The sequence below is a fragment of the Shewanella spartinae genome (genome assembly GCF_019457555.1).
GTDB lineage: Bacteria > Pseudomonadota > Gammaproteobacteria > Enterobacterales > Shewanellaceae > Shewanella > Shewanella loihica.
In genome coordinates, this window is sequence record NZ_CP080418.1 from 613,792 (window position 1) to 632,533 (window position 18,742).

Consider the following 18,742-nt stretch of genomic DNA (forward strand, 5'->3'; position numbering starts at 1 on the left):
TGTGTGCGCTATGACTAACCAATACACTTCAGATGCAATTGAAGTCCTCAATGGACTCGACCCGGTAAAACGTCGCCCAGGTATGTATACCGACACCACACGTCCAAACCATTTGGGCCAAGAGGTGATCGATAACAGCGTCGATGAGGCCCTCGCGGGACACGCGACCAGAATCGACGTGATACTGCACAAGGACAATTCGCTTGAGGTGATCGATGATGGCCGCGGCATGCCGGTGGATATCCATCCCGAAGAGGGGATCCCCGGGGTCGAGCTGATCCTCACCAAACTGCACGCAGGTGGTAAGTTCTCCAATAACAACTATCAGTTTTCAGGTGGTCTGCACGGCGTAGGTATCTCGGTCGTAAACGCGCTGTCGAATCGCGTCGAGATCACGGTGAGGCGCAGCGGTCAGGTCTATGAGATGGCCTTTGAGCATGGCGACAAGGTGGAAGAGCTGACGGTGACAGGCACCTGCGGTCGACGCAACACGGGCACCCGCGTCCATTTCTGGCCAACCGCCAGCTATTTCGACTCGGTTAACTTCTCGATTCCTAAGCTTATCTATCTGCTAAGGGCCAAGGCGGTCCTCTGCCCGGGGCTGCGCATCAAGTTTACCAACAAGCAGACCGGCGATGTCGAAGAGTGGTGCTACGAGAGCGGCCTCACCGATTACCTCAAGTCGTCAACACAGGGAGCATTGACTCTGCCTGAAGAGCCTTTTATCGGCAGTATGGCTGGCAATACCGAGGCGGTCGACTGGGCCATCACCTGGTTACCTGAGGGGGGAGATTCTCTCAACGAGAGTTACGTCAACCTGATCCCCACGCCGCTGGGCGGCACCCATGTAAACGGTTTCCGTCAGGGCCTGCTGGAGGCGATGCGCGAGTTTTGTGAGTTTCGTAACCTGATCCCCAGAGGGATCAAGCTCTCCCCCGAGGATATCTGGGATCGCAGCAGTTTCATTCTGTCGATCAAGATGCAAGATCCTCAGTTTGCCGGCCAGACCAAAGAGAAGCTCTCCAGCCGTCAGAGCGCGGCCTTCGTCTCGGGTATCGTCAGAGACGCCTTCAGTCTCTGGCTTAATACCCATACGGATCAGGCTGAGGCCCTGGCCGAGATGTGTATCAGCAACGCCCAGAAACGTCTTAAGGCGGCCAAGAAGGTAGCGCGTAAGAAGGTGACCTCAGGTCCAGCGCTGCCGGGTAAGCTGACTGATTGTAGTGGCCAGGACCCTATGCGCGGCGAGCTCTTCCTGGTGGAGGGTGACTCTGCGGGCGGTAGTGCCAAGCAGGCGAGGGATCGTGAGTTCCAGGCGATCATGCCGCTGCGGGGTAAGATCCTTAATACCTGGGAGGTGGAGGCCTCGCAGGTGCTGGCCTCTCAGGAGGTGCACGACATCTCAGTGGCCATCGGCTGTGACCCGGACAGTAACGATATCTCAGAGCTCAGATACGGTAAGATCTGTATCCTGGCGGATGCGGACTCGGATGGTCTGCATATCGCGACCCTACTGTGCGCCCTGTTCATGAAGCACTACAAGGTGCTGGTGGAGAAGGGGCACATCTATGTGGCCATGCCGCCGCTGTTTAGGGTCGATGTGGGTAAAGAGGTATACTACGCGCTGGATGAAGCCGAGAAGCAGGGGATCTTAGATCGTATCAGCGCCGAGAAGAAGAAGGGTAAGGTGCAGGTGACCCGATTCAAGGGATTGGGTGAGATGAATCCATTGCAGCTGAGGGAGACCACCATGGATCCCAACACCCGAAGACTGGTACAGTTAACCATAGATGATGCCGAGGATACCCTGGCCATCATGGATATGTTGCTGGCCAAGAAGCGTTCTGGCGATCGTAAGACCTGGCTTGAAACCAAAGGCGACTTAGCCCAGCTATAGCTATGTCATTAAAATAAAAAGACAAATCGTTAGACAAGCTTAATATAATGCATAATAAAAGAGTTAGTTGTTATTTTCTGTGTGCGATGTTTGCCATGATGGCATCGGGCGTGTCCCTGACGGCGCGCGCCGAGCAGCCCATCATGATCACAGTCACCAAGGGATTTGGACTCTCCTTATATGCCTCAGATCTCGGTGATGCCAAACAGATGGCACTGGGTGACGAAGGCACCCTGTTTGTGGGCTCTTATAAGTCCGGCACCATACAGGCCCTGGTAGACAGCAACGCCGATGGTCGTGTAGACAAGCGCTACGTAGTTGCCAAGGGGCTGGAGTACCCAGAGGCGATCGCCTTTCATAAGGGGGATCTCTATGTCGCCGAAGAGGAGCGCATCCTACGCTTCGTGGATATCGAGAATCGCCTGAAGCGTCCCGGCCGCGGTAAAGAGGTTTACGACCGTCTGCCGGGTAAGACCAACAAGAGCCGCCGCGCCATGCGTTTCGGCCCAGATGGTCGCCTCTATGTCGCCATAGGCGCTCCCTGTAACGTGTGTGAGGCCCATGCCCCCTTTGGCAGCATTATCGCCATCGACCTCGACAGCGGTAGCAGTGAGCAGATCGCCACCGGCATACGCAATGTCACCGGCTTCGATTGGGACCCGAAAGACAGCAAACTGTGGTTTGCGGACCTTGGCCGTGATTGGATGGGCGACAGGCTGCCACCGGATGAGATAAACCGTGTCGATATCGTCGGTGCCCACTACGGCTTTCCCTATATTCACGCCAGCAGCGTGCTGGAACCCGCCTACGAGAAGCCCAAGGGGCTCAAGGTCACCACGCCCGTCTTCGAACTGCCGGCCCACGTGGCGCCCATGGGGCTCGAGTTTTACCGTGGCGAGCAGTTCCCCGAGAAGTATCGTGACCAGCTATTCGTGGCCGAGAATGGCTCCTGGAACCGCTCCAGTAAGATCGGCTATCAGGTCACCATGTTGACCCTGGAAGATGACAGTATCAGCAAGCGCCAGACGGTGGTGAGCTTTCTCGATGGAGAGTTCCCCGTCGCCCGGCCCTATGACTTAATCATGGCGCCCGATGGAGCCATGTATATCTCAGACGATCTGAAAGGCAATGTGTACCGTCTGTTTTATAAAGAGAACGCGAGCGAAGAGATTGAATCGAGTGAAGCGAGTGAACAACAGGATCCTAATCAATGAGTGATGCGATAGATTTAAGCCTCGATGGCGTCGAACAGATGCCCTTGAGACGTTTCACCGAAGAGGCGTATCTGAACTATTCCATGTACGTCATCATGGATCGCGCCCTGCCACATATCGGCGACGGCCTAAAGCCGGTGCAGCGTCGCATCGTCTATGCCATGAGCGAACTTGGCCTGTCGGCGCAATCTAAGCACAAGAAGTCGGCGAGAACCGTGGGTGACGTACTGGGTAAGTATCACCCCCACGGCGACAGTGCCTGTTACGAGGCCATGGTGTTGATGGCGCAGCCTTTCTCCTACCGCTACCCGCTGGTAGATGGTCAGGGTAACTGGGGCGCGCCGGACGATCCTAAGTCGTTCGCCGCCATGCGTTATACCGAGGCGCGCCTGTCTAAATTCTCCGAGGTGCTGCTGACTGAGCTGGGTCAGGGCACGGTCGATTGGGGCGTCAACTTCGACGGCACGCTCAAAGAGCCTATGGTGTTGCCGGCTCGTCTGCCACATATCCTGCTCAACGGCATCACAGGGATCGCGGTGGGGATGGCGACCGATGTGCCGCCCCATAATGCCCGCGAGCTGGTGGATGCCTGTGTGGAGCTGATTGACAACCCCAAGGCGGATCTTGAACGTCTGATGGAGCTGGTACCCGGCCCTGACTATCCCACCGAGGCGGAGATCATCAGCCCGAGAACCGAGATCGCCAAGATCTACGAGACGGGCCGCGGCTCCATCAAGGCCCGAGCCGTCTATACGGTGGAGTCGGGCGAGATAGTGATCACCGCGCTGCCGCATCAGGCCAGTGGCGGTAAGATTTTAGAGCAGATCGCTGCCCAGATGCAGGCCAAGAAGCTGCCCATGGTGGCCGACCTGCGCGACGAGTCAGATCACGAAAGCCCGGTGCGTATCGTTATCGTGCCTCGCTCAAATCGTGTCGATTGCGATCAGCTGATGGCGCACCTGTTTGCCACCACAGATCTCGAGAAGAATTTCCGCGTCAACCTCAACGTGCTGGGGCTCAATGGCCGTCCTCAGGTGAAGGGGCTGAAACAGCTGCTGACCGAGTGGCTGGAGTTCAGATTGACCACGGTCAGACGCCGTTTAGAGCACAGATTAGACAAGGTTTTGGCAAGGCTGCATATTCTGGAAGCCTTGATGATCGCCTTCCTCAATATCGATGAGGTGATCGAGATCATTCGTTACCACGATGATCCTAAGGCCGAGTTGATGGCGCGCTTTAGCCTGACCGACGATCAGGCCAACGCCATCTTAGATCTTAAACTGCGTCATTTGGCGAAGCTGGAAGAGTTTAAGATCAAAACAGAACAGAGCGAACTTGAGGCGGAGCGTGAGAAGCTTGAGCAGCTGCTCAGCTCAGATCGCCGCATGAAGACGCTGATCAAGAAAGAACTTAAGCAAGACGCCGAGACCTATGGCGATGAGCGCCGTTCTCCGCTGGTCGAGCGCAGCGAATCCCGAGCCCTGTCGGAGCAGGAGCTGGTGCCGGCCGAGGCGGTAACCGTGGTGCTGTCGGAGAAGGGCTGGGTGCGCTGCGCCAAGGGTCATGATATCGACCCTACGGCGCTCTCCTACAAGGCGGGTGATAGCTTCCTCTGCGCCGCGTCTGGCAGGAGTAATCATGCAACCGTCTTTATCGGCTCGACGGGCCGCGCGTTTGCCACCGATACCCATACCCTGCCATCGGCCAGGAGTCAGGGTGAGCCTGTGACAACCCGCTTCCAGCTGTCGCCGGGCGAGTCTATGGCCCATGCGCTGCTAGGGGAGGATGGACAATGCTTCCTGCTGGCCTCGGATGCGGGCTATGGCTTTATCGGTGATTACAAGGATATGGTGTCTCGCAATAAGGCGGGTAAGGCGCTACTCAGCCTGCCAGCCAACGCCCAGGTGCTGCCGCCGAAACGGGTGGATAAGAGTCGTAGCGAGTCTATCCTGGCGATCACCAACGAGGGTCGCATGCTGCTCTTTTCCGTCGATGCGCTGCCGCAACTGGCTAAGGGCAAGGGTAACAAGATCATCGGCATCGCCAGCGACAGGGCCAAGAGCCGTGAAGAGCTGCTGTTGCATCTGCATGTGGTGCCGCAAGATACCGCGGTTACCCTGTGGGCGGGTAAGCGCAAGCTTACTCTCAAGCCGAGCGATCTCGAGCACTACCGTGGCGAGCGTGGTCGTCGCGGCGCCAAGTTGCCTCGTGGCCTGCAACGTGTGGACAAGGTGGAGCTTGGCGAGGACGAGACCAGTCTCTAGCCGACTGTCAGACATAAAATCCGGATACAAAAAAAGCTGCCCTAGGCAGCTTTTTTTATCTCTGATGTAAGTAGGCCCTAAGCCACTTCGTAGAAGTTGGGGATCACATCGAGGCGGGCCTGGATGATTTCGGTGGCCATCTTGCTACATTTACCACATTGATTGCCTACACCCAGACGACGCTTAACGTCGGCAAGAGACATATCTCCTTGATCGACAGCTTCTTTTATTTGCTTGTCGGTAATGGCGTGGCAAAGGCAAACATACATACAGGTGACTCCCCTACTTCAGATGCATGCAAGTATAAATGAAAACGATTCTCACTGCTAATAACTCCTGGTTATAGATCGTGCATTATGGCGCCTAAGCGGGGAATTAAAAATTGTGAGCTAGCCCACTAAATACGGGGCCTCCAGCCTATTGCTAGCTCGAATTTGACCTCGTTTTGTCTGGCTGTAGGCTAGGGCGGTAAGGAGCGCAAGCGCGCATGAAAGATTCACTTACCCCAAGTTAAGATGGTTTATTTGCTGGCTTATGATGGGGTGGGGTAGGCATTTACTGCTTAGTGGAGGCGCTATCTTTGGCAGATAGCGCCAGGGTGGATTTAAGCTTAATAGCCGCGCTCGAAGTTGACCTTGTGGCTCAGGGGCTCTCCCTTGATGAACTTGTGGTAGTTATTGGCGAAGATCTCCACTACTTGCTCGGGGAAACTCGGGGCGGCGATATGGGGAGTGATGATGACATTCTCCAGCGACCAGATGGGATGCTCCTGGGGCAGGGGCTCCTGATTGAAGACATCCAGGATAGCGTTCTGCTGGGGATGAGTCAGCAGTTGGGCGTAGAGGGCATCGAGATCCAACACGTCGCCGCGGCCCAGATTGAAGAGGATCGCCTCCGGCTTCATCATGGCCAGCAGCTCCTGGTTGAGCGCCCCCTGGGTCTGTGGCGTGCTGGGCAGTATGGCGGCGATGGCGTCTGCCTTACCTATGTGGTGGGCCAGATTGGCCAGTGTGTCGACGCTGTCGAAGCCTATGGTTGGCTTAGCGCCGCGGTTGATGCCGGTCACACGCATGCCGAAATGTTTGGCGGTCTGTGCCAGGTGTTTAGCGATGTTGCCTGTGCCTAACAGCAGCAGTTCCTGCCCCTGCAGGGTGCGAAAGTTGCCCGGGCGCCAGATCTTCTCCGCTTGCTGGGACTGATATTGCTTGTGCTGACGCTGGTGGGCCAGCAGGTAGCCAAACAGGTACTCGCTCATCAGGGGGCCGAATATTCCCCGCACATTAGTGAGCTGGTAGTCGCGGCGCAGTCTGGGTTTGACCAGGAGGTCGACGCCGGCATAGGTCGATTGCATCCACTTGATCTGTTTGGCATGGCCTACCAAGGGGGCGGCCAATGGCGGTTCGGCGAGCCAGATATCGGCATCGAGAATACTCTGGGGATCGTCGCCTAGCAGTGTCAGATGTGGCAGGTGACAGGAGCCGAGCAGGCTGCGGTATCTATTGTTATCTCTGGTCAGCAGCAGTAGCTTGTGTTCCATAGCGAGTCCTTTTGACTGTTATTATTTTTGTATGAGACCCAGAAAATGGCTGGTTTATTTTGGTGGCGAATTTTTTTCATTCGCACCTTGTCATTATAGATGCTCCCGCCTGGCTTAGTACTTAAGTGGGGGCTAGTGCTACAGTTACAAAAAATGGCAGAGGTGTCCACCGCTAGGGTGAACTTTGCCTATTTGTTGGGCGGTTTAGGGTGAGTAGGCACTCGCTGACCCTAGCGGGTCAGCAGCAGTTGATGGACGCAGTCGGCGCTGACATCGGGGAAATTACTGAATATGCCATCGACGCCCATCTGCGACAGATAGTGGATATCGTCGCGATTATCCACGGTATAGACAAACACCTTGGCGCCGCGGGCGTGGGCATCCTCCACTAACTCCCGGGTGACGAAGTTGACGCTCAGGTGCAAAGAGAAGGCCTCTAGCCGAGTGACTATGGCGGCCAAGTCTTCTGGCACCCCTTCGATGAGCGGCGCCAGTACGGCATCGGGAAAGGCCTGTCTCAGGGTGAACAGGAAGCCGTGATGGAAAGATGAGATCAGTAGCTGATCGGCCCGGTAGTTGAGCCTCTCGAGGATCTCAGGGTAGAGTGCCATGAAGGGGCCGAGGGAGTTGAGCCCTTTGAGCTCTATATTGATCAGGGCATCGAAGGGTTGCAGGTACTCCAGCAGCTCCCAGAGTTTAGGAATGGGCTCGCCATCTACGGTAACGCTGGCCAGATACTCCTGGGTCACCGCCTCGATAAGACCTGTGCCACTGCTTTTGCCGTCGAGGCGCCTGTCGTGAAACACATAGAGTTCACCTTCGACGCTGTGCACGTCGATCTCCACGGCGTTACAGCCCAGGGCGACCGATTTCTTGATAGCGGCCAGGGTATTTTCGGCGCCATAGCCGCTGGCGCCACGGTGAGCATAGACACGCATTAGCTTCTAATTATCCCCTGAGTCTCTTTACTTTGACCACTAATATGCACCTCGAGCTGCGGATAGGCGAGCTCCAGATGATTCTCTCTGAGTTTCTTGCTGACCTGCTTGTGCAGCTTGTGTCGTAGCGGCCATCGGGTGTTCATATCCTTGGCATAGGCGCGGATCTCATAATCCTGAGTATGCTGACCAAATCCGGCAAACCAGACCTCGGGCTCCGGCGTGGTCAGGGCATCGTCACACTCCTTGACCGCCTGATAGAGCGCCGCCTCGACCCGCGCGGGATCCGAGTCCCTGGCGACCGAGACATAGACGATCACCCTAGTGATCGGGTCTGACAGCGACCAGTTGATCAGCTGCTCGGTAATGAAGGCCTTATTGGGGACGATTATCTCTTTTCTGTCCCAATCGACAATCGTGGTGGCGCGGATCTGGATCTTACTTACCGTACCGGTCAGCTCGCGAATGGTGACGGTATCGCCGATACGCACAGGCTTCTCGAACAAGATGATTAGGCCCGAGATGAAGTTGGCGAAGATCTCCTGCAGACCGAAACCTAAGCCCACCGAAAGCGCCGCGACCAGCCATTGCAGCTTAGACCACTCCATCCCCAGGGTCGAAAAGCCACTGAGCATACCGAAGAAAACCACCAGATAGCGACTGACTGTAGTGATGGCGAAGCCCGTGCCCTGGGTGAGATCCAATCTTTGCAGAATCATCAGCTCCAGCAGGCCCGGCAGGTTGGTGGCTATCATCAGCGAGAAGCCGACTATGATAAGTCCCAGCAGCAGGGACTTGAGGGTGATAGGGATCTGCTGGGCGATGCCGTCGACCGTGCTCGAGCTGGTCCACAGGGTGATGCCATCCAGAAACGAGAAGATGGCGCTATGGGTCTGAGTCCAGAGGCCGATCAGGCTGATCAGAAAGGCCAGCGTCAGCAGTGAACGTACCAGCCCCAGCGACTGGCTGGAGATGGTCTCGAGATCCACCACAGGCTCTTCATAGGTGTCCGGCGGCTCGTTACTGTTGGGGTCATCTTCTTTCTCCCGCTGGGCCAAGATCTCGGCGCGCTTGGCCTTGGCGCGGTTAAAGGCGATGCGGCGTCGCTCGATCAACATCCAGCGCTTAATCAGCTGATACAGCAGCATGAAGCTTAGGGATAAGATCAGCGACAGCTGTAGCTGCAGCAGCATCTGATAGGCGGTGAAGTAGTAGCCCCTGAAGGCCAGCACGGCACAGGCCGGCGGCAGCAGGATGAGTATCGACCAGAGCAGCTTCTGCAACAGGCGCTTGTTCTTATCGTCCTGGTGATAGTGATGTTCCTGCTTCGACAGGCTCAGCATGTCGCGGTAGAACCAGAACAGCATGAGGGCCAGCAGGATGAAGGCGCCGCGTCCCAGGCTGTTGCGCACCAGCGAAGTTTCTAGCACCTCGGTGAAGCCGATCACGCCGACAATCGGCATCGCCAGTACGGTCAGGGCGCGCAGGCGTTGCTGACCGGCGCGTATGATCGTCTTGTCGCCCTTGAAGTGGCCGATCAACAGGCCCTTGTCCAGCGCCAGCAGATAGGTGAGTCGATAGAGCTGGTACAGCATGCCTATGGCCAGTATGCCCATGCCCACCGAGGAGACCAGGTTATGGTTGCTGAAGTAGAAGATCAGACCGCCGCTAATCAACGGCAGTGGCTTGATGCAGCTATAGAGCAGCGAGCCAATCAAGGTATTGAAACTATAGATAAACTTATCTTGCGTGACGTTACCCACATAGGTGACGTTTTTCGCCATCAGCTGGGTAAATTTAGGCGTGACCAGGTCCTGCATTACCAGGCAGAGCACCATCAAGATCACCCACCAGGACCAGAGGGTGCTTTGTTCGCTCAGGGAGTCCTGTACCTGATGCCAAGGCGCCTGGGTCAGCAGCCATTGGGTACTCTGATACAGGTCGCCCAGCCAGTAGCCGTCTATGCTGTTGGCGTTGGCCACCCAAAACAGGTGCTCGTTGAGGGTGGTCTTAAGGGTCTGATACTGCTGGCTCAGCTGCTCATACAGCACCCTTAATTCGGCGAGCTCACCAAGGTAGAGATCATAGTTTTCCAGCAGCTGACGCTGCAGCTCTTTCTGGGCACCGACCAGCTTGCTCTGCAGCGGCGTGAGTTGCTCGGTGTCGCCGAGTAGCGGATGCAGTGTCTGATCTTGCTCTATCTGGTAGCGGGCCAGGCGGGCATTGGCGATCTCATTGCTGATCTTGTCCTGGCTTGGCGGCTTGGGCAGTGAGTAGAGGATACGCAGGAAGCGCTCGCCGAAGGCTGAGTTAAGCTTCACCAAGGCGATCTGCTGTTGAATGTTGGTGATCTGCTTAGCCTGGAACTGGTATTGGGTCTCGGCCTGCTCCTGCAGTGTCATAACATTGGTGACCTCATGGGTCAGCTGTTTCAGCTGCTCGCCGTAGGCCTGGTTCTGCGCGTTCAGCTTGATGGCGATGGCATCGTCTGTGATGGAGGTTTCTATCTGACTGGCAGCTATGGTGGCCGCCGTCGCCTTGTGACGCTGCTCGGCGATGGCGCCGTTGAGGCGTTCGATCAGGGCCTCTTGCTGCACCAGTTGGCTGCGCACCAGCGCCAACTGCTGCTGGGTCAGGGCGATCTGTTTCTGGCTGCTGGCCAGCTCAGACTCCAGGGTCGACAGGCTCTGAACATAGACCCGGCGCTGCATCTCGCTCAGGGGCTGGTTGTCGTCGCTGGTCGCCTGTTTGTGCTTGGCCAGGGTCAGGTTGGCCTGGCTTATCAGGCTAGGTAGTTGCTGCTGGCGTTTGATTAACTCGTTGACCTGAGTGGCCAGGTTAGCCTCTGTCTCTTTGAGCTCAGACAGTCTCAGGTAGGAGAGTGACGCCTGCTGGCTCAGATCTTGTTTGGGATTGTACTCCAGTGGCGTGGCGGCTTCTTTAAGCTGCTGTGTCAGGGCCTGTTTCTGGCTCTGATACTGGTGAATGATGGCGTCGAAGCTGGACTGTAGGGCCTGTTGCTCGGTGAGCTGCTCCTCCAGCAGACTCAGCTGCTCGGCGGTGCTCTTGCTGGCGACCTGAGGCTCCTGTCCTAGTCCCAGGCGTTTATTGAGATTCAGGGGCGAATTTGCGGCGCCTGAGAATGAGATTAGACAGAGAATAATCAGTAATATACGAGACATAAGCCGCTTTGTTCACACCAGCATCAATGGACGCTTATATATTACCAAGTTAGTTCAAAAATGATATCTATGAATCGGTTAATTTGACCCGTGTGGCGTTTCCTTTGCCAGCGACGAAAACGCCTTAGGATTTTGCCTTTTGGGCGCGGTTGGCCTTATGGCTCTTCTGGGTCTCATAGACGGCGGTGAAGACTACCAAGGCGCCGCCAATCATCGTCTTCATGGCGAGTCCCTCGCCCAGGATCAACAGGGCTAACAGGGCGCCATAGAGGGGTTGCAGGCAGGAGACTAAGCTGACCGTCTTGGCACTCAGCTGGCGCAGCGCCGAGGTAAACAGGGCGTGAGGTGCGGCGGTAAAGACTATGCCTAAGAGGATCACCAACCACCAGACGTTGGCTTGGATGGCGCTTGGGTCGACCTCGAGCCAGGGCAGTAGGAACAGGGCGCTGACCCCTGTCTGGTAGTACATGGCCTGGGCGCCGCTGTAGCTGGCGAAGAAGCGCTTGTGCAGCAGGTTTCTGGCGGTGAACAGGGCCGCCGACAGAACGCCTATGAAGATCCCCAGGGTGACATCGTTACCCAGATTGGCCTCAGGGATCAGCAGGCTGACGCCCAGCAGGACACAGATGCCGCTGATGATGTCGGCCAGCTCCAGGCGTTTGCCGGTAAAGAAGGGCTCCACCAGAACTGTCATCACTGGATAGGTAAAGAAGGCGATCATGCCGATGGCCACCGATGAGAGCTGCATGGCGGCAAAGTAGGTGACCCAGTGCAGGCTGACGATAATGCCGAGCCCCAGGGCGATGCCGTAGTCTTTAGCGCGATTGAGCCTGAGGTGCTTGCCGCTGACCTTGACCAACAGGGCGAGGGCAAGGGCGGCGATGCAGCAGCGAAGTGCCGTGATATCCAGGGCACTGAGGGGAATAAGCTTGGAGAAAAGGGCCGTACCACCAAACAGGAGGACGGCCAGATGCAGTTCGATTAAGCCAGAGCGTTCGCTGCTACTTGTGTTCAAGATTTCCTCTAATCGATTTTGGCGAAGGCCTGACCCATGCGGGTAACGGCCTTAGGTTCTACGCCATCGGCAAAGTGTTCCAGTGCGTCTTTGGCAAATAGCATGACTACAGTGCTGCCAAGCTTGAAGCGTCCCATCTCCTCGCCCTTGTCCAGGGTGATCGCCTCTGGGCCCTCGGTTGGGTAGTCCCAGGTGAAGACCTTCTTGCCTGTCGGCGGCGTAACTGTACCTGCCCAGACGGTTTCTATGCTTGCCACGATTGTGGCGCCAACCAAGACCATGGCCATTGGGCCGATTTCGGTTTCGAAAATGGCCACCACACGCTCGTTACGGGCAAACAGGCCGGGCACATTTTCGGCCGTCAGCGGGTTAACCGAAAACAGCTCGCCAGGCACATAGGTCATCTTAGACAGGGTGCCCTTAATCGGCATGTGAATTCTATGGTAATCCTTAGGTGCCAGATAGATGGTGGCGAAATCGCCGCCTTCGAAGCGCTTGGCATCATCGGCTTGATCGCCTAAAAGGGCAAGTGACGAATATTCATGTCCCTTGGCTTGAAAGATACGTCCTGCTTTGATCGGTCCGCATTGGCTGACGGCACCATCGACCGGATGAACGATATAGTCGTCATCGTCACACAGGGGGCGGATACCGGGCTTCAGGGCGCGGGTGAAGAACTGGTTGAAGCTGGCGTAGGCTTCGGGTGCACTCTCGGCGGCCTCGCTCATGTCTATCTTATATTGCTTGATAAACCATTTAATTACGCTTGTCGTTACTGCGCCGAGTTCGGCGGCTGCCAGTTTACCCACGAGTCGCGAGAGCAGGTGTTTCGGCATTATGTATTGCAAGGCAATCTTCAATTTGTCCACTGTCTGTTTTCCTTCAAATCCAGTTTGGCTGTTCTTAATTTAGTTAGTCGTTATCGTTTTTGAAATGACGGGCGTGGCGTTGCTCGTCCAGGCTGTCGATAATTCTGTGGTAGTTCTGGTACCTGTCCTGGGCGATCTTGCCTTCCTCGAAGGCCTGGGTGATGGCGCAGCCAGGGTCATTCTTGTGTTTGCAGTCTCTAAACTTGCAGGTGCCCAGGTAATCCCTGAATTCGACGAAGCACCAGCCGACACGCTCGGCAGGCAGGTGCCAGAGGGCGAATTCACGCACACCGGGTGAGTCCACCAGATCGCCGCCGCTTGGGAAGTGTAGCAACTTGGCCGTGGTGGTGGTGTGCTGGCCCAGGCCCGAGGTCTCGGACACGTCGCCTGTGATGAGCTCGGCTTCCGGCAGTAGGGCATTGATTAGCGATGACTTACCCACGCCTGACTGACCGACAAACACGCTAACCTTGTCTTTTAATAGGGTCTTGATCGCTTCGACCCCTTCGCCAGACTTGCTGCTGACCCTATATACCTGATAGCCGATGGCCTGGTAGCGCTCCAGCGCGGCCTCGACGGCAGGTGCCTCTTCGTCGCTGAGTAGATCTATCTTGTTGAGTATGATGACGGGCGCTATGCCTGTGTCTTCGGCGGCTACCAGATAGCGGTCGATGATCTGGGTGGTAAAGCTAGGCACCACGGAAGAGACGATAAGTATCTGATCGATATTGGCAGCGATGATCTTGATGCCGTCGTAGAGATCCGGCCGCGACAGTGAGGAGTGTCTCGGATGAACGGCCTCGACCACGCCAGCTATGGTGGCTGTGGTTTCACTGGCTTGGCGCATGATCACCTTATCGCCGGTGACCAGGCTTTGAATATTTCGGCGAATGTTACAGCGAACCAGTTCACCGTTTTCCGTTTCGACATCAGCGTGTTGGCCGAAGCGAGAGATGACGGTGCCCAGCTGTTCTGGCCCCAGTGAGCTATTCTGTAACTCAATGGTTGTTTCTTTTGCGTCTTTGCGCTGCAGCCGTTTCTCATGATTGGCGCGCATGCGGCGGCGTTGGCCTTGGCTTAGGGGTTTCTTTTTACTCACAGTGTCGTCATCGTCAAAATAAGGTTATTTTGTGTCTTCTAAAAAAGCAGTATGATACACGGTCTTAAATAAAAAAGCCTGAATTTAGGCAAACACGCATTGATAAGGCAGATATATGGCTGCAGATGAAACAAATCTGATCTGGGTAGATCTGGAGATGACAGGACTAGAGCCCGAGGTCGACAGAATCATTGAGATAGCAACGATTGTGACCGACAAGGAATTGAACATTTTGGCGGAAGGGCCAGTGATTGCCATCCATCAGAGTGAAGATGTGCTTGCGGCGATGGACGATTGGAACCAGAAGCATCACGGCGAGTCGGGTCTGATCGACAGAGTCAGGGCGAGTGACTTCAACGAGCAAGATGCCATCGAACAGACGATTGCCTTCTTATCTGAGCATGTACCTGCCGGTGTATCGCCAATGTGCGGCAACAGCATAGGTCAGGACAGACGTTTCTTGAATCGTTACATGCCGTCCCTAGAAGATTATTTCCACTACCGCAACATAGATGTCAGCTCTGTCAAAGAGTTAGTGCGTCGCTGGAAGCCAGAGGTGATGGACGGTTTTAAGAAGCAGGGGACCCATCAGGCACTGGTTGATATCCAAGAATCGATCGCCGAACTCCAATATTATCGTGAGAAAGTATTTAAAATTTGACCAAACGGTAGAAAATTTTAAATTAGGGGGTTGCAGAGGGGCGAAATTCTCCTATAATGCGGCCTCAACTTTTTACTGGCGTGTGCGCTGGTAGAGATTGAAATGCGACATTAGCTCAGTTGGTAGAGCGATACCTTGCCAAGGTATAGGTCATCGGTTCGAACCCGATATGTCGCTCCAAATTACAAAAGTTTGGCTACACCAATATCCAGACTCACAGATTTTGCGACATTAGCTCAGTTGGTAGAGCGATACCTTGCCAAGGTATAGGTCATCGGTTCGAACCCGATATGTCGCTCCAAAATTTGAGTTACGTTAACTCAGTTGATGAAAGGTGAAAGACGATACCTTTTGTCGATGATGACAGTTAGGGTAGCACGAAAAATTTATGCGACATTAGCTCAGTTGGTAGAGCGATACCTTGCCAAGGTATAGGTCATCGGTTCGAACCCGATATGTCGCTCCAAATTACAAAAGTTTGGTTACACCAATACCAGACTCACAGATTTTGCGACATTAGCTCAGTTGGTAGAGCGATACCTTGCCAAGGTATAGGTCATCGGTTCGAACCCGATATGTCGCTCCAAATTTTCTCCCGCTAGTACCAATCATCTAATTCGACATTGCGACATTAGCTCAGTTGACTCTCTGTATAGAGCAAAAGGGCGATACCTTGCCAAGGTATAGGTCGAGTTTTTAGATTTACCGATTCGAACCCGATATGTCGCTCCAAATTTTCCCTCAGCAGTTTCTGTTTTCAGTGTCAGTTATTTCTTATTCCCGCTGATTGAATGTACCGCAGCATTGCGACATTAGCTTAGTTGACTCTTTGTATAGAGCAAAAGGGCGATACCTTGCCAAGGTATAGGTCGAGTTTTTAGATTTACCGATTCGAACCCGATATGTCGCTCCAAATTTTCTCCCGCTAGTACCAATCATCTAATTCGGCATTGCGACATTAGCTCAGTTGACTTTTTGTATAGAGCAATAGGCGATACCTTGCCAAGGTATAGGTCATCGATTGTTTGTTTCGAACCCGATATGTCGCTCCAAATTTTCTCCCGCTAGTACCAATCATCTAATTCGGCATTGCGACATTAGCTCAGTTGACTCTTTGTATGGAGCAAAAGGGCGATACCTTGCCAAGTCTTAGATCGAGAAGACATAGGTCGAGTTTTTAGATTTACCGATTCGAACCCGATATGTCGCGCCAAATTTCCCCCGCTTGTTTCAGCTTCCAGTTCCCCTTTGTTTGTACCCAGAGAGTCATCTAGTCATCTAGTTGTCTGTTTTTGGCTGTAATCGACTCAGCGCCATGGTTTTTACTTTGATGAATTTTTATTCATTTTCGGACGATTATTTTAGTGATTCGTTCATGGTCTGTTTTGTCCATAAAGCCCTTAAACTAGCGATTATTGGCCCTTTATCGGCGTGAAGATCACAAAAATTCCATTTGCGTGATGTGAGATAAAATTCTTTAAGCTTGTCTAATGTAGCGACTTCAGAAGTGCGCAAACTATGACATTGTTCAAAAAAAACTATGCTAATTACTCCCATAATGAAATCAAATCAGTATTAACGCCTAAAACTTGGCATCGATTGGAGAAGGAAAGATGAGATTTCAACAACTTAATGAACAGTTGGCATATGTCTCTAAGTGTCGCTTGGAAATGGCCCGTTTATATGCGCGTTTGCACAGTGCGGTAGACTCGTCTCGAGTGAAATTGATGCTGGAGTATTTGCAACAACATGAGAAAGAGGTTTCTCAGAAGATCGATGACTACATCGAAGAGGCGCCACGCCGTCTGTTGGAACTCTGGTACAACGATATCGTGTTTGAAGACTTCATCAAACGCTGCCAGGAGGTGATCCCTGCGGCCAACATGAACGAAGATGATCTGTTGGAGCTGCACCTGGATCTCGACAACCGTCTGATCGGCTTGTTTGAGAAGACGGCGGAATCCTCTGTACCGGGTGATGTGAAGAACGCCCTCAACGATCTGGTGCGTGTCGAGAAGATCCAACAGCAACGTCTGGTGCACAGCAGCCTGAGAATGGAAGATATATAATCTGAGCTCATTTAAGTTGAGCTTTCTAGCCGGTTGCTAGTGAGAAACGTAATAAAAAGGCGCCTTGGGCGCCTTTTTTTGTTTATGCCAGGACAATTGCAGTTAGGTATTTATAGCTAACTCTTTTTTATCGCTTTTTTCTTCTTACGTTAGAGCGAAATTATCACTTTCTTGCATCTATATCGCGATTTTTGGCTCATCTAGCTCAGTAATTTGACTGACTGGTTAGCGAGTTCAATTCAGTTTGATGAAATGTTTTGTTATCGCCTCGTTGGCCTTTTTGTCGTTGAGTCGGCGAATTTATTGTGCCAGATCAAACTTCTTACATTCTCTGGCACTTAAGCGGAATCTATTGGCGATTAAAAACTCAAATATCGAATATGCTTAAGCATAGGGTAACCCGCCCGGTGATGAGTCTTGTTAAGGAGAATCCAGATGTTGTTTAGTGACGGCCAGCTGCCATCGGCCTTATATACGGCGCAGATGATTCGTGATGCCGAAGCGCGCTTGATCGCGTCCGGTGAGGCTAACTTGTGCCAATTGATCGACAGCGCCGGACAGTCGGCCTTCGAGTTGCTACAACGAGAGGGTAAGCTCAATAGTAAAATTCTGGTATTGGCGGGTTATGGCAACAATGGCGCCGATGCCTATATCTGCGCCACCCTGCTGCTCGAATCTGGCTGTGATGTCGCCCTCTATGCGGTGGAGCGTTCTGAGCCGGGCGAGGGGATCAGCTACGCCAAGGCGGCCTTTCTCGCCGCGGGCGGGCATCAGTTATCTGATTATGAAGAGGCACTCAAGGAGGCAGAGGTCATCGTCGATGGCCTGTTAGGCACGGGGGTCAAAGGTGAGCTACGTGCCCCCTTTGCCGAGATGATAGTGGCGATCAATCGTTACTCGCCCTGGATCTTATCCTTAGATGTGCCTTCGGGTATCGATGTGGATACCGGCGCCGGTTTGTTAGCGGTTAAGGCCGATGTGACCTTGACGTTTGGCGCGCCGAAACAGGGACTGATCACGGGTAAGGCCAGGGACTGTGTCGGCAGGCTCTGGTTTGCCGATATCGGCCTGCAGGAGTATCTGCCTGAGTCTAAGGTGCTTAACATTGCCCATAGGCTGACCGATCTTGGATTGCCCGCCAGGGCGCAGAACAGCCACAAGGGGGCATGCGGTAAGGTGACCGTTATCGGCGGCGATATCGGCATGGCCGGGGCGCCGCGTCTGGCTGCCGAGAGCTGTTTGCGGGCGGGCGCCGGACTGGTGGCGGTGATCTCAAGACCCGAGCATCTGACCGTGGTTAACTCGGGACGACCGGAGATTATGTTCTGGGGCTGCGAGCTGGTGGATATGGAGGTGTATCAACGCTTGGGTTGGGCCGATATTCTGCTGATTGGTCCCGGACTGGGTAAACATGACTGGGGCTACAACTTGCTTAAGGCCACAGGCCTGAGCGACAAGCCCTGTGTGATGGACGCCGATGCGCTTAATCTGCTGGCGCTCGAGCCGTCACGTCAAAGCAATTGGGTGTTGACCCCTCACAGCGGTGAGGCCGCCAGGTTGTTGGGGATTAGCATCGCCGAGGTGGAGGCGGATCGCTTCGCCGCCGTCTATGCCTTGCAGGCTAAATATGGCGGCGTGGTGGTGCTCAAGGGCGCTGGCACTCTTATCTATGACGGTAAGGTGTGTCATGTGGCACCTGTGGGAAATCCTGGGCTCGCCAGCGGCGGCAGCGGCGATGTGCTAGGCGGCATCATAGCAGCCTTGATGGCCCAAGGAATGGCTAAGATGGAGGCGGCGAGCGCCGGAGTGGTGGTGCATGGGGCTGCAGCGGATCTGGCTGCGAAAGAGGGCGAGCGAGGCATGCTGGCCTGCGATCTGTTTGCTCACATACGCGCCCTGGTCGATAAGATTTAGCCTCAGCATTAAAATACAGTAATGTCTGTTTAGATAAACGCCGGTTTAGGTTAAAGTATCTGGCTCAAAAAAGGATTGTCCTT

The 18,742-nt window shown here is 54.3% G+C and carries 13 protein-coding genes and 7 tRNA genes; 13 read left to right on the forward strand and 7 right to left on the reverse strand.

From position 1 onward, the window contains the following. Positions 1-10 precede the first annotated feature (10 nt). From parE to parC, 3 genes are all read left to right on the forward strand, one after another. On the forward strand, positions 11-1,897 hold the full coding sequence (parE, locus tag K0I31_RS02775; RefSeq protein WP_011864355.1) for a DNA topoisomerase IV subunit B: 1,887 nt from the start codon (positions 11-13) through the stop codon (positions 1,895-1,897). Between the two features lie 86 nt (positions 1,898-1,983). Continuing rightward, positions 1,984-3,111, forward strand: a complete 1,128-nt coding sequence (locus tag K0I31_RS02780; RefSeq protein WP_258406627.1) for a PQQ-dependent sugar dehydrogenase — start codon at positions 1,984-1,986, stop codon at positions 3,109-3,111. Further along, entirely contained in the window at positions 3,108-5,375 is a 2,268-nt protein-coding gene (gene parC, locus K0I31_RS02785) for a DNA topoisomerase IV subunit A (protein ID WP_220079825.1), read from the forward strand. Before K0I31_RS02780 ends, parC begins: the two co-directional genes overlap by 4 nt. A gap of 77 nt (positions 5,376-5,452) precedes the next feature. On the opposite strand, the gene K0I31_RS02790 is transcribed toward parC, so the two are convergent. The 7 genes from K0I31_RS02790 to rsgA form a co-directional block, all read right to left on the reverse strand. After that, positions 5,453-5,644 carry a bacterioferritin-associated ferredoxin gene (locus tag K0I31_RS02790; protein WP_144199766.1) on the reverse strand — a complete coding sequence of 64 codons (192 nt, stop codon included), beginning with the start codon at positions 5,642-5,644 and terminating at the stop codon, positions 5,453-5,455. 341 nt (positions 5,645-5,985) lie between these two features. Beyond that, the gene (locus tag K0I31_RS02795) at positions 5,986-6,912 is read right to left on the reverse strand and encodes a D-2-hydroxyacid dehydrogenase (RefSeq protein ID WP_220079826.1); all 927 of its coding nucleotides are present in this window, start codon (positions 6,910-6,912) and stop codon (positions 5,986-5,988) included. Positions 6,913-7,142: 230 nt separating this feature from the next. After that, positions 7,143-7,850, reverse strand: a complete 708-nt coding sequence (locus K0I31_RS02800; protein WP_220079827.1) for a glycerophosphodiester phosphodiesterase — start codon at positions 7,848-7,850, stop codon at positions 7,143-7,145. Further along, complete coding sequence (locus tag K0I31_RS02805; protein ID WP_220079828.1) at positions 7,850-11,032, reverse strand: mechanosensitive ion channel domain-containing protein; 3,183 nt, start codon at positions 11,030-11,032, stop codon at positions 7,850-7,852. Before K0I31_RS02805 ends, K0I31_RS02800 begins: the two co-directional genes overlap by 1 nt. A 124-nt stretch (positions 11,033-11,156) precedes the next feature. After that, positions 11,157-12,047 (reverse strand): DMT family transporter, encoded by an 891-nt coding sequence (locus K0I31_RS02810; RefSeq protein WP_258406561.1) that lies wholly within the window; start codon positions 12,045-12,047, stop codon positions 11,157-11,159. Between the two features lie 8 nt (positions 12,048-12,055). Continuing rightward, positions 12,056-12,916 (reverse strand): archaetidylserine decarboxylase, encoded by an 861-nt coding sequence (gene asd / locus K0I31_RS02815; RefSeq protein WP_220079829.1) that lies wholly within the window; start codon positions 12,914-12,916, stop codon positions 12,056-12,058. Between the two features lie 43 nt (positions 12,917-12,959). Continuing rightward, positions 12,960-14,015 (reverse strand): small ribosomal subunit biogenesis GTPase RsgA, encoded by a 1,056-nt coding sequence (gene rsgA / locus K0I31_RS02820; RefSeq protein ID WP_220079830.1) that lies wholly within the window; start codon positions 14,013-14,015, stop codon positions 12,960-12,962. A gap of 115 nt (positions 14,016-14,130) precedes the next feature. Between rsgA and orn the strand changes: the two genes are divergently transcribed. The 10 genes from orn to K0I31_RS02870 all read left to right on the forward strand — a co-directional run bounded on the left by orn (position 14,131) and on the right by K0I31_RS02870 (position 18,659). Next, positions 14,131-14,676, forward strand: a complete 546-nt coding sequence (gene orn, locus K0I31_RS02825; RefSeq protein WP_220079831.1) for an oligoribonuclease — start codon at positions 14,131-14,133, stop codon at positions 14,674-14,676. Positions 14,677-14,780: 104 nt separating this feature from the next. Further along, positions 14,781-14,856, forward strand: a tRNA-Gly gene (locus K0I31_RS02830). A 45-nt stretch (positions 14,857-14,901) separates the two neighbouring features. Further along, positions 14,902-14,977: transfer RNA gene (locus tag K0I31_RS02835), tRNA-Gly, on the forward strand. Between the two features lie 89 nt (positions 14,978-15,066). Then, positions 15,067-15,142, forward strand: a tRNA-Gly gene (locus tag K0I31_RS02840). Between the two features lie 44 nt (positions 15,143-15,186). Next, a tRNA-Gly gene (locus tag K0I31_RS02845) sits at positions 15,187-15,262 on the forward strand. Positions 15,263-15,301: 39 nt separating this feature from the next. Beyond that, positions 15,302-15,408: transfer RNA gene (locus tag K0I31_RS02850), tRNA-Gly, on the forward strand. 74 nt (positions 15,409-15,482) lie between these two features. Next, positions 15,483-15,589, forward strand: a tRNA-Gly gene (locus K0I31_RS02855). Positions 15,590-15,628: 39 nt separating this feature from the next. After that, positions 15,629-15,728, forward strand: a tRNA-Gly gene (locus K0I31_RS02860). Between the two features lie 561 nt (positions 15,729-16,289). Further along, positions 16,290-16,745: a hypothetical protein gene (locus K0I31_RS02865; protein WP_011864366.1), complete on the forward strand. Its 456-nt coding sequence runs from the start codon at positions 16,290-16,292 to the stop codon at positions 16,743-16,745. A 435-nt stretch (positions 16,746-17,180) separates the two neighbouring features. Further along, positions 17,181-18,659 carry an NAD(P)H-hydrate dehydratase gene (locus K0I31_RS02870; protein WP_220079832.1) on the forward strand — a complete coding sequence of 493 codons (1,479 nt, stop codon included), beginning with the start codon at positions 17,181-17,183 and terminating at the stop codon, positions 18,657-18,659. Positions 18,660-18,742 lie beyond the last annotated feature (83 nt).

What these genes read in the sequence shown, in the direction of transcription:
- K0I31_RS02805 (WP_220079828.1), bottom strand. Translation starts at nt 11,032, where the DNA reads ATGTCTCGTATATTACTGATTATTCTCTGTCTAATCTCATTCTCAGGC.
- K0I31_RS02870 (WP_220079832.1), top strand. Translation starts at nt 17,181, where the DNA reads ATGTTGTTTAGTGACGGCCAGCTGCCATCGGCCTTATATACGGCGCAG.
- K0I31_RS02790 (WP_144199766.1), bottom strand. Translation starts at nt 5,644, where the DNA reads ATGTATGTTTGCCTTTGCCACGCCATTACCGACAAGCAAATAAAAGAA.
- K0I31_RS02800 (WP_220079827.1), bottom strand. Translation starts at nt 7,850, where the DNA reads ATGCGTGTCTATGCTCACCGTGGCGCCAGCGGCTATGGCGCCGAAAAT.
- orn (WP_220079831.1), top strand. Translation starts at nt 14,131, where the DNA reads ATGGCTGCAGATGAAACAAATCTGATCTGGGTAGATCTGGAGATGACA.
- parC (WP_220079825.1), top strand. Translation starts at nt 3,108, where the DNA reads ATGAGTGATGCGATAGATTTAAGCCTCGATGGCGTCGAACAGATGCCC.
- K0I31_RS02780 (WP_258406627.1), top strand. Translation starts at nt 1,984, where the DNA reads ATGTTTGCCATGATGGCATCGGGCGTGTCCCTGACGGCGCGCGCCGAG.
- K0I31_RS02865 (WP_011864366.1), top strand. Translation starts at nt 16,290, where the DNA reads ATGAGATTTCAACAACTTAATGAACAGTTGGCATATGTCTCTAAGTGT.
- parE (WP_011864355.1), top strand. Translation starts at nt 11, where the DNA reads ATGACTAACCAATACACTTCAGATGCAATTGAAGTCCTCAATGGACTC.
- K0I31_RS02795 (WP_220079826.1), bottom strand. Translation starts at nt 6,912, where the DNA reads ATGGAACACAAGCTACTGCTGCTGACCAGAGATAACAATAGATACCGC.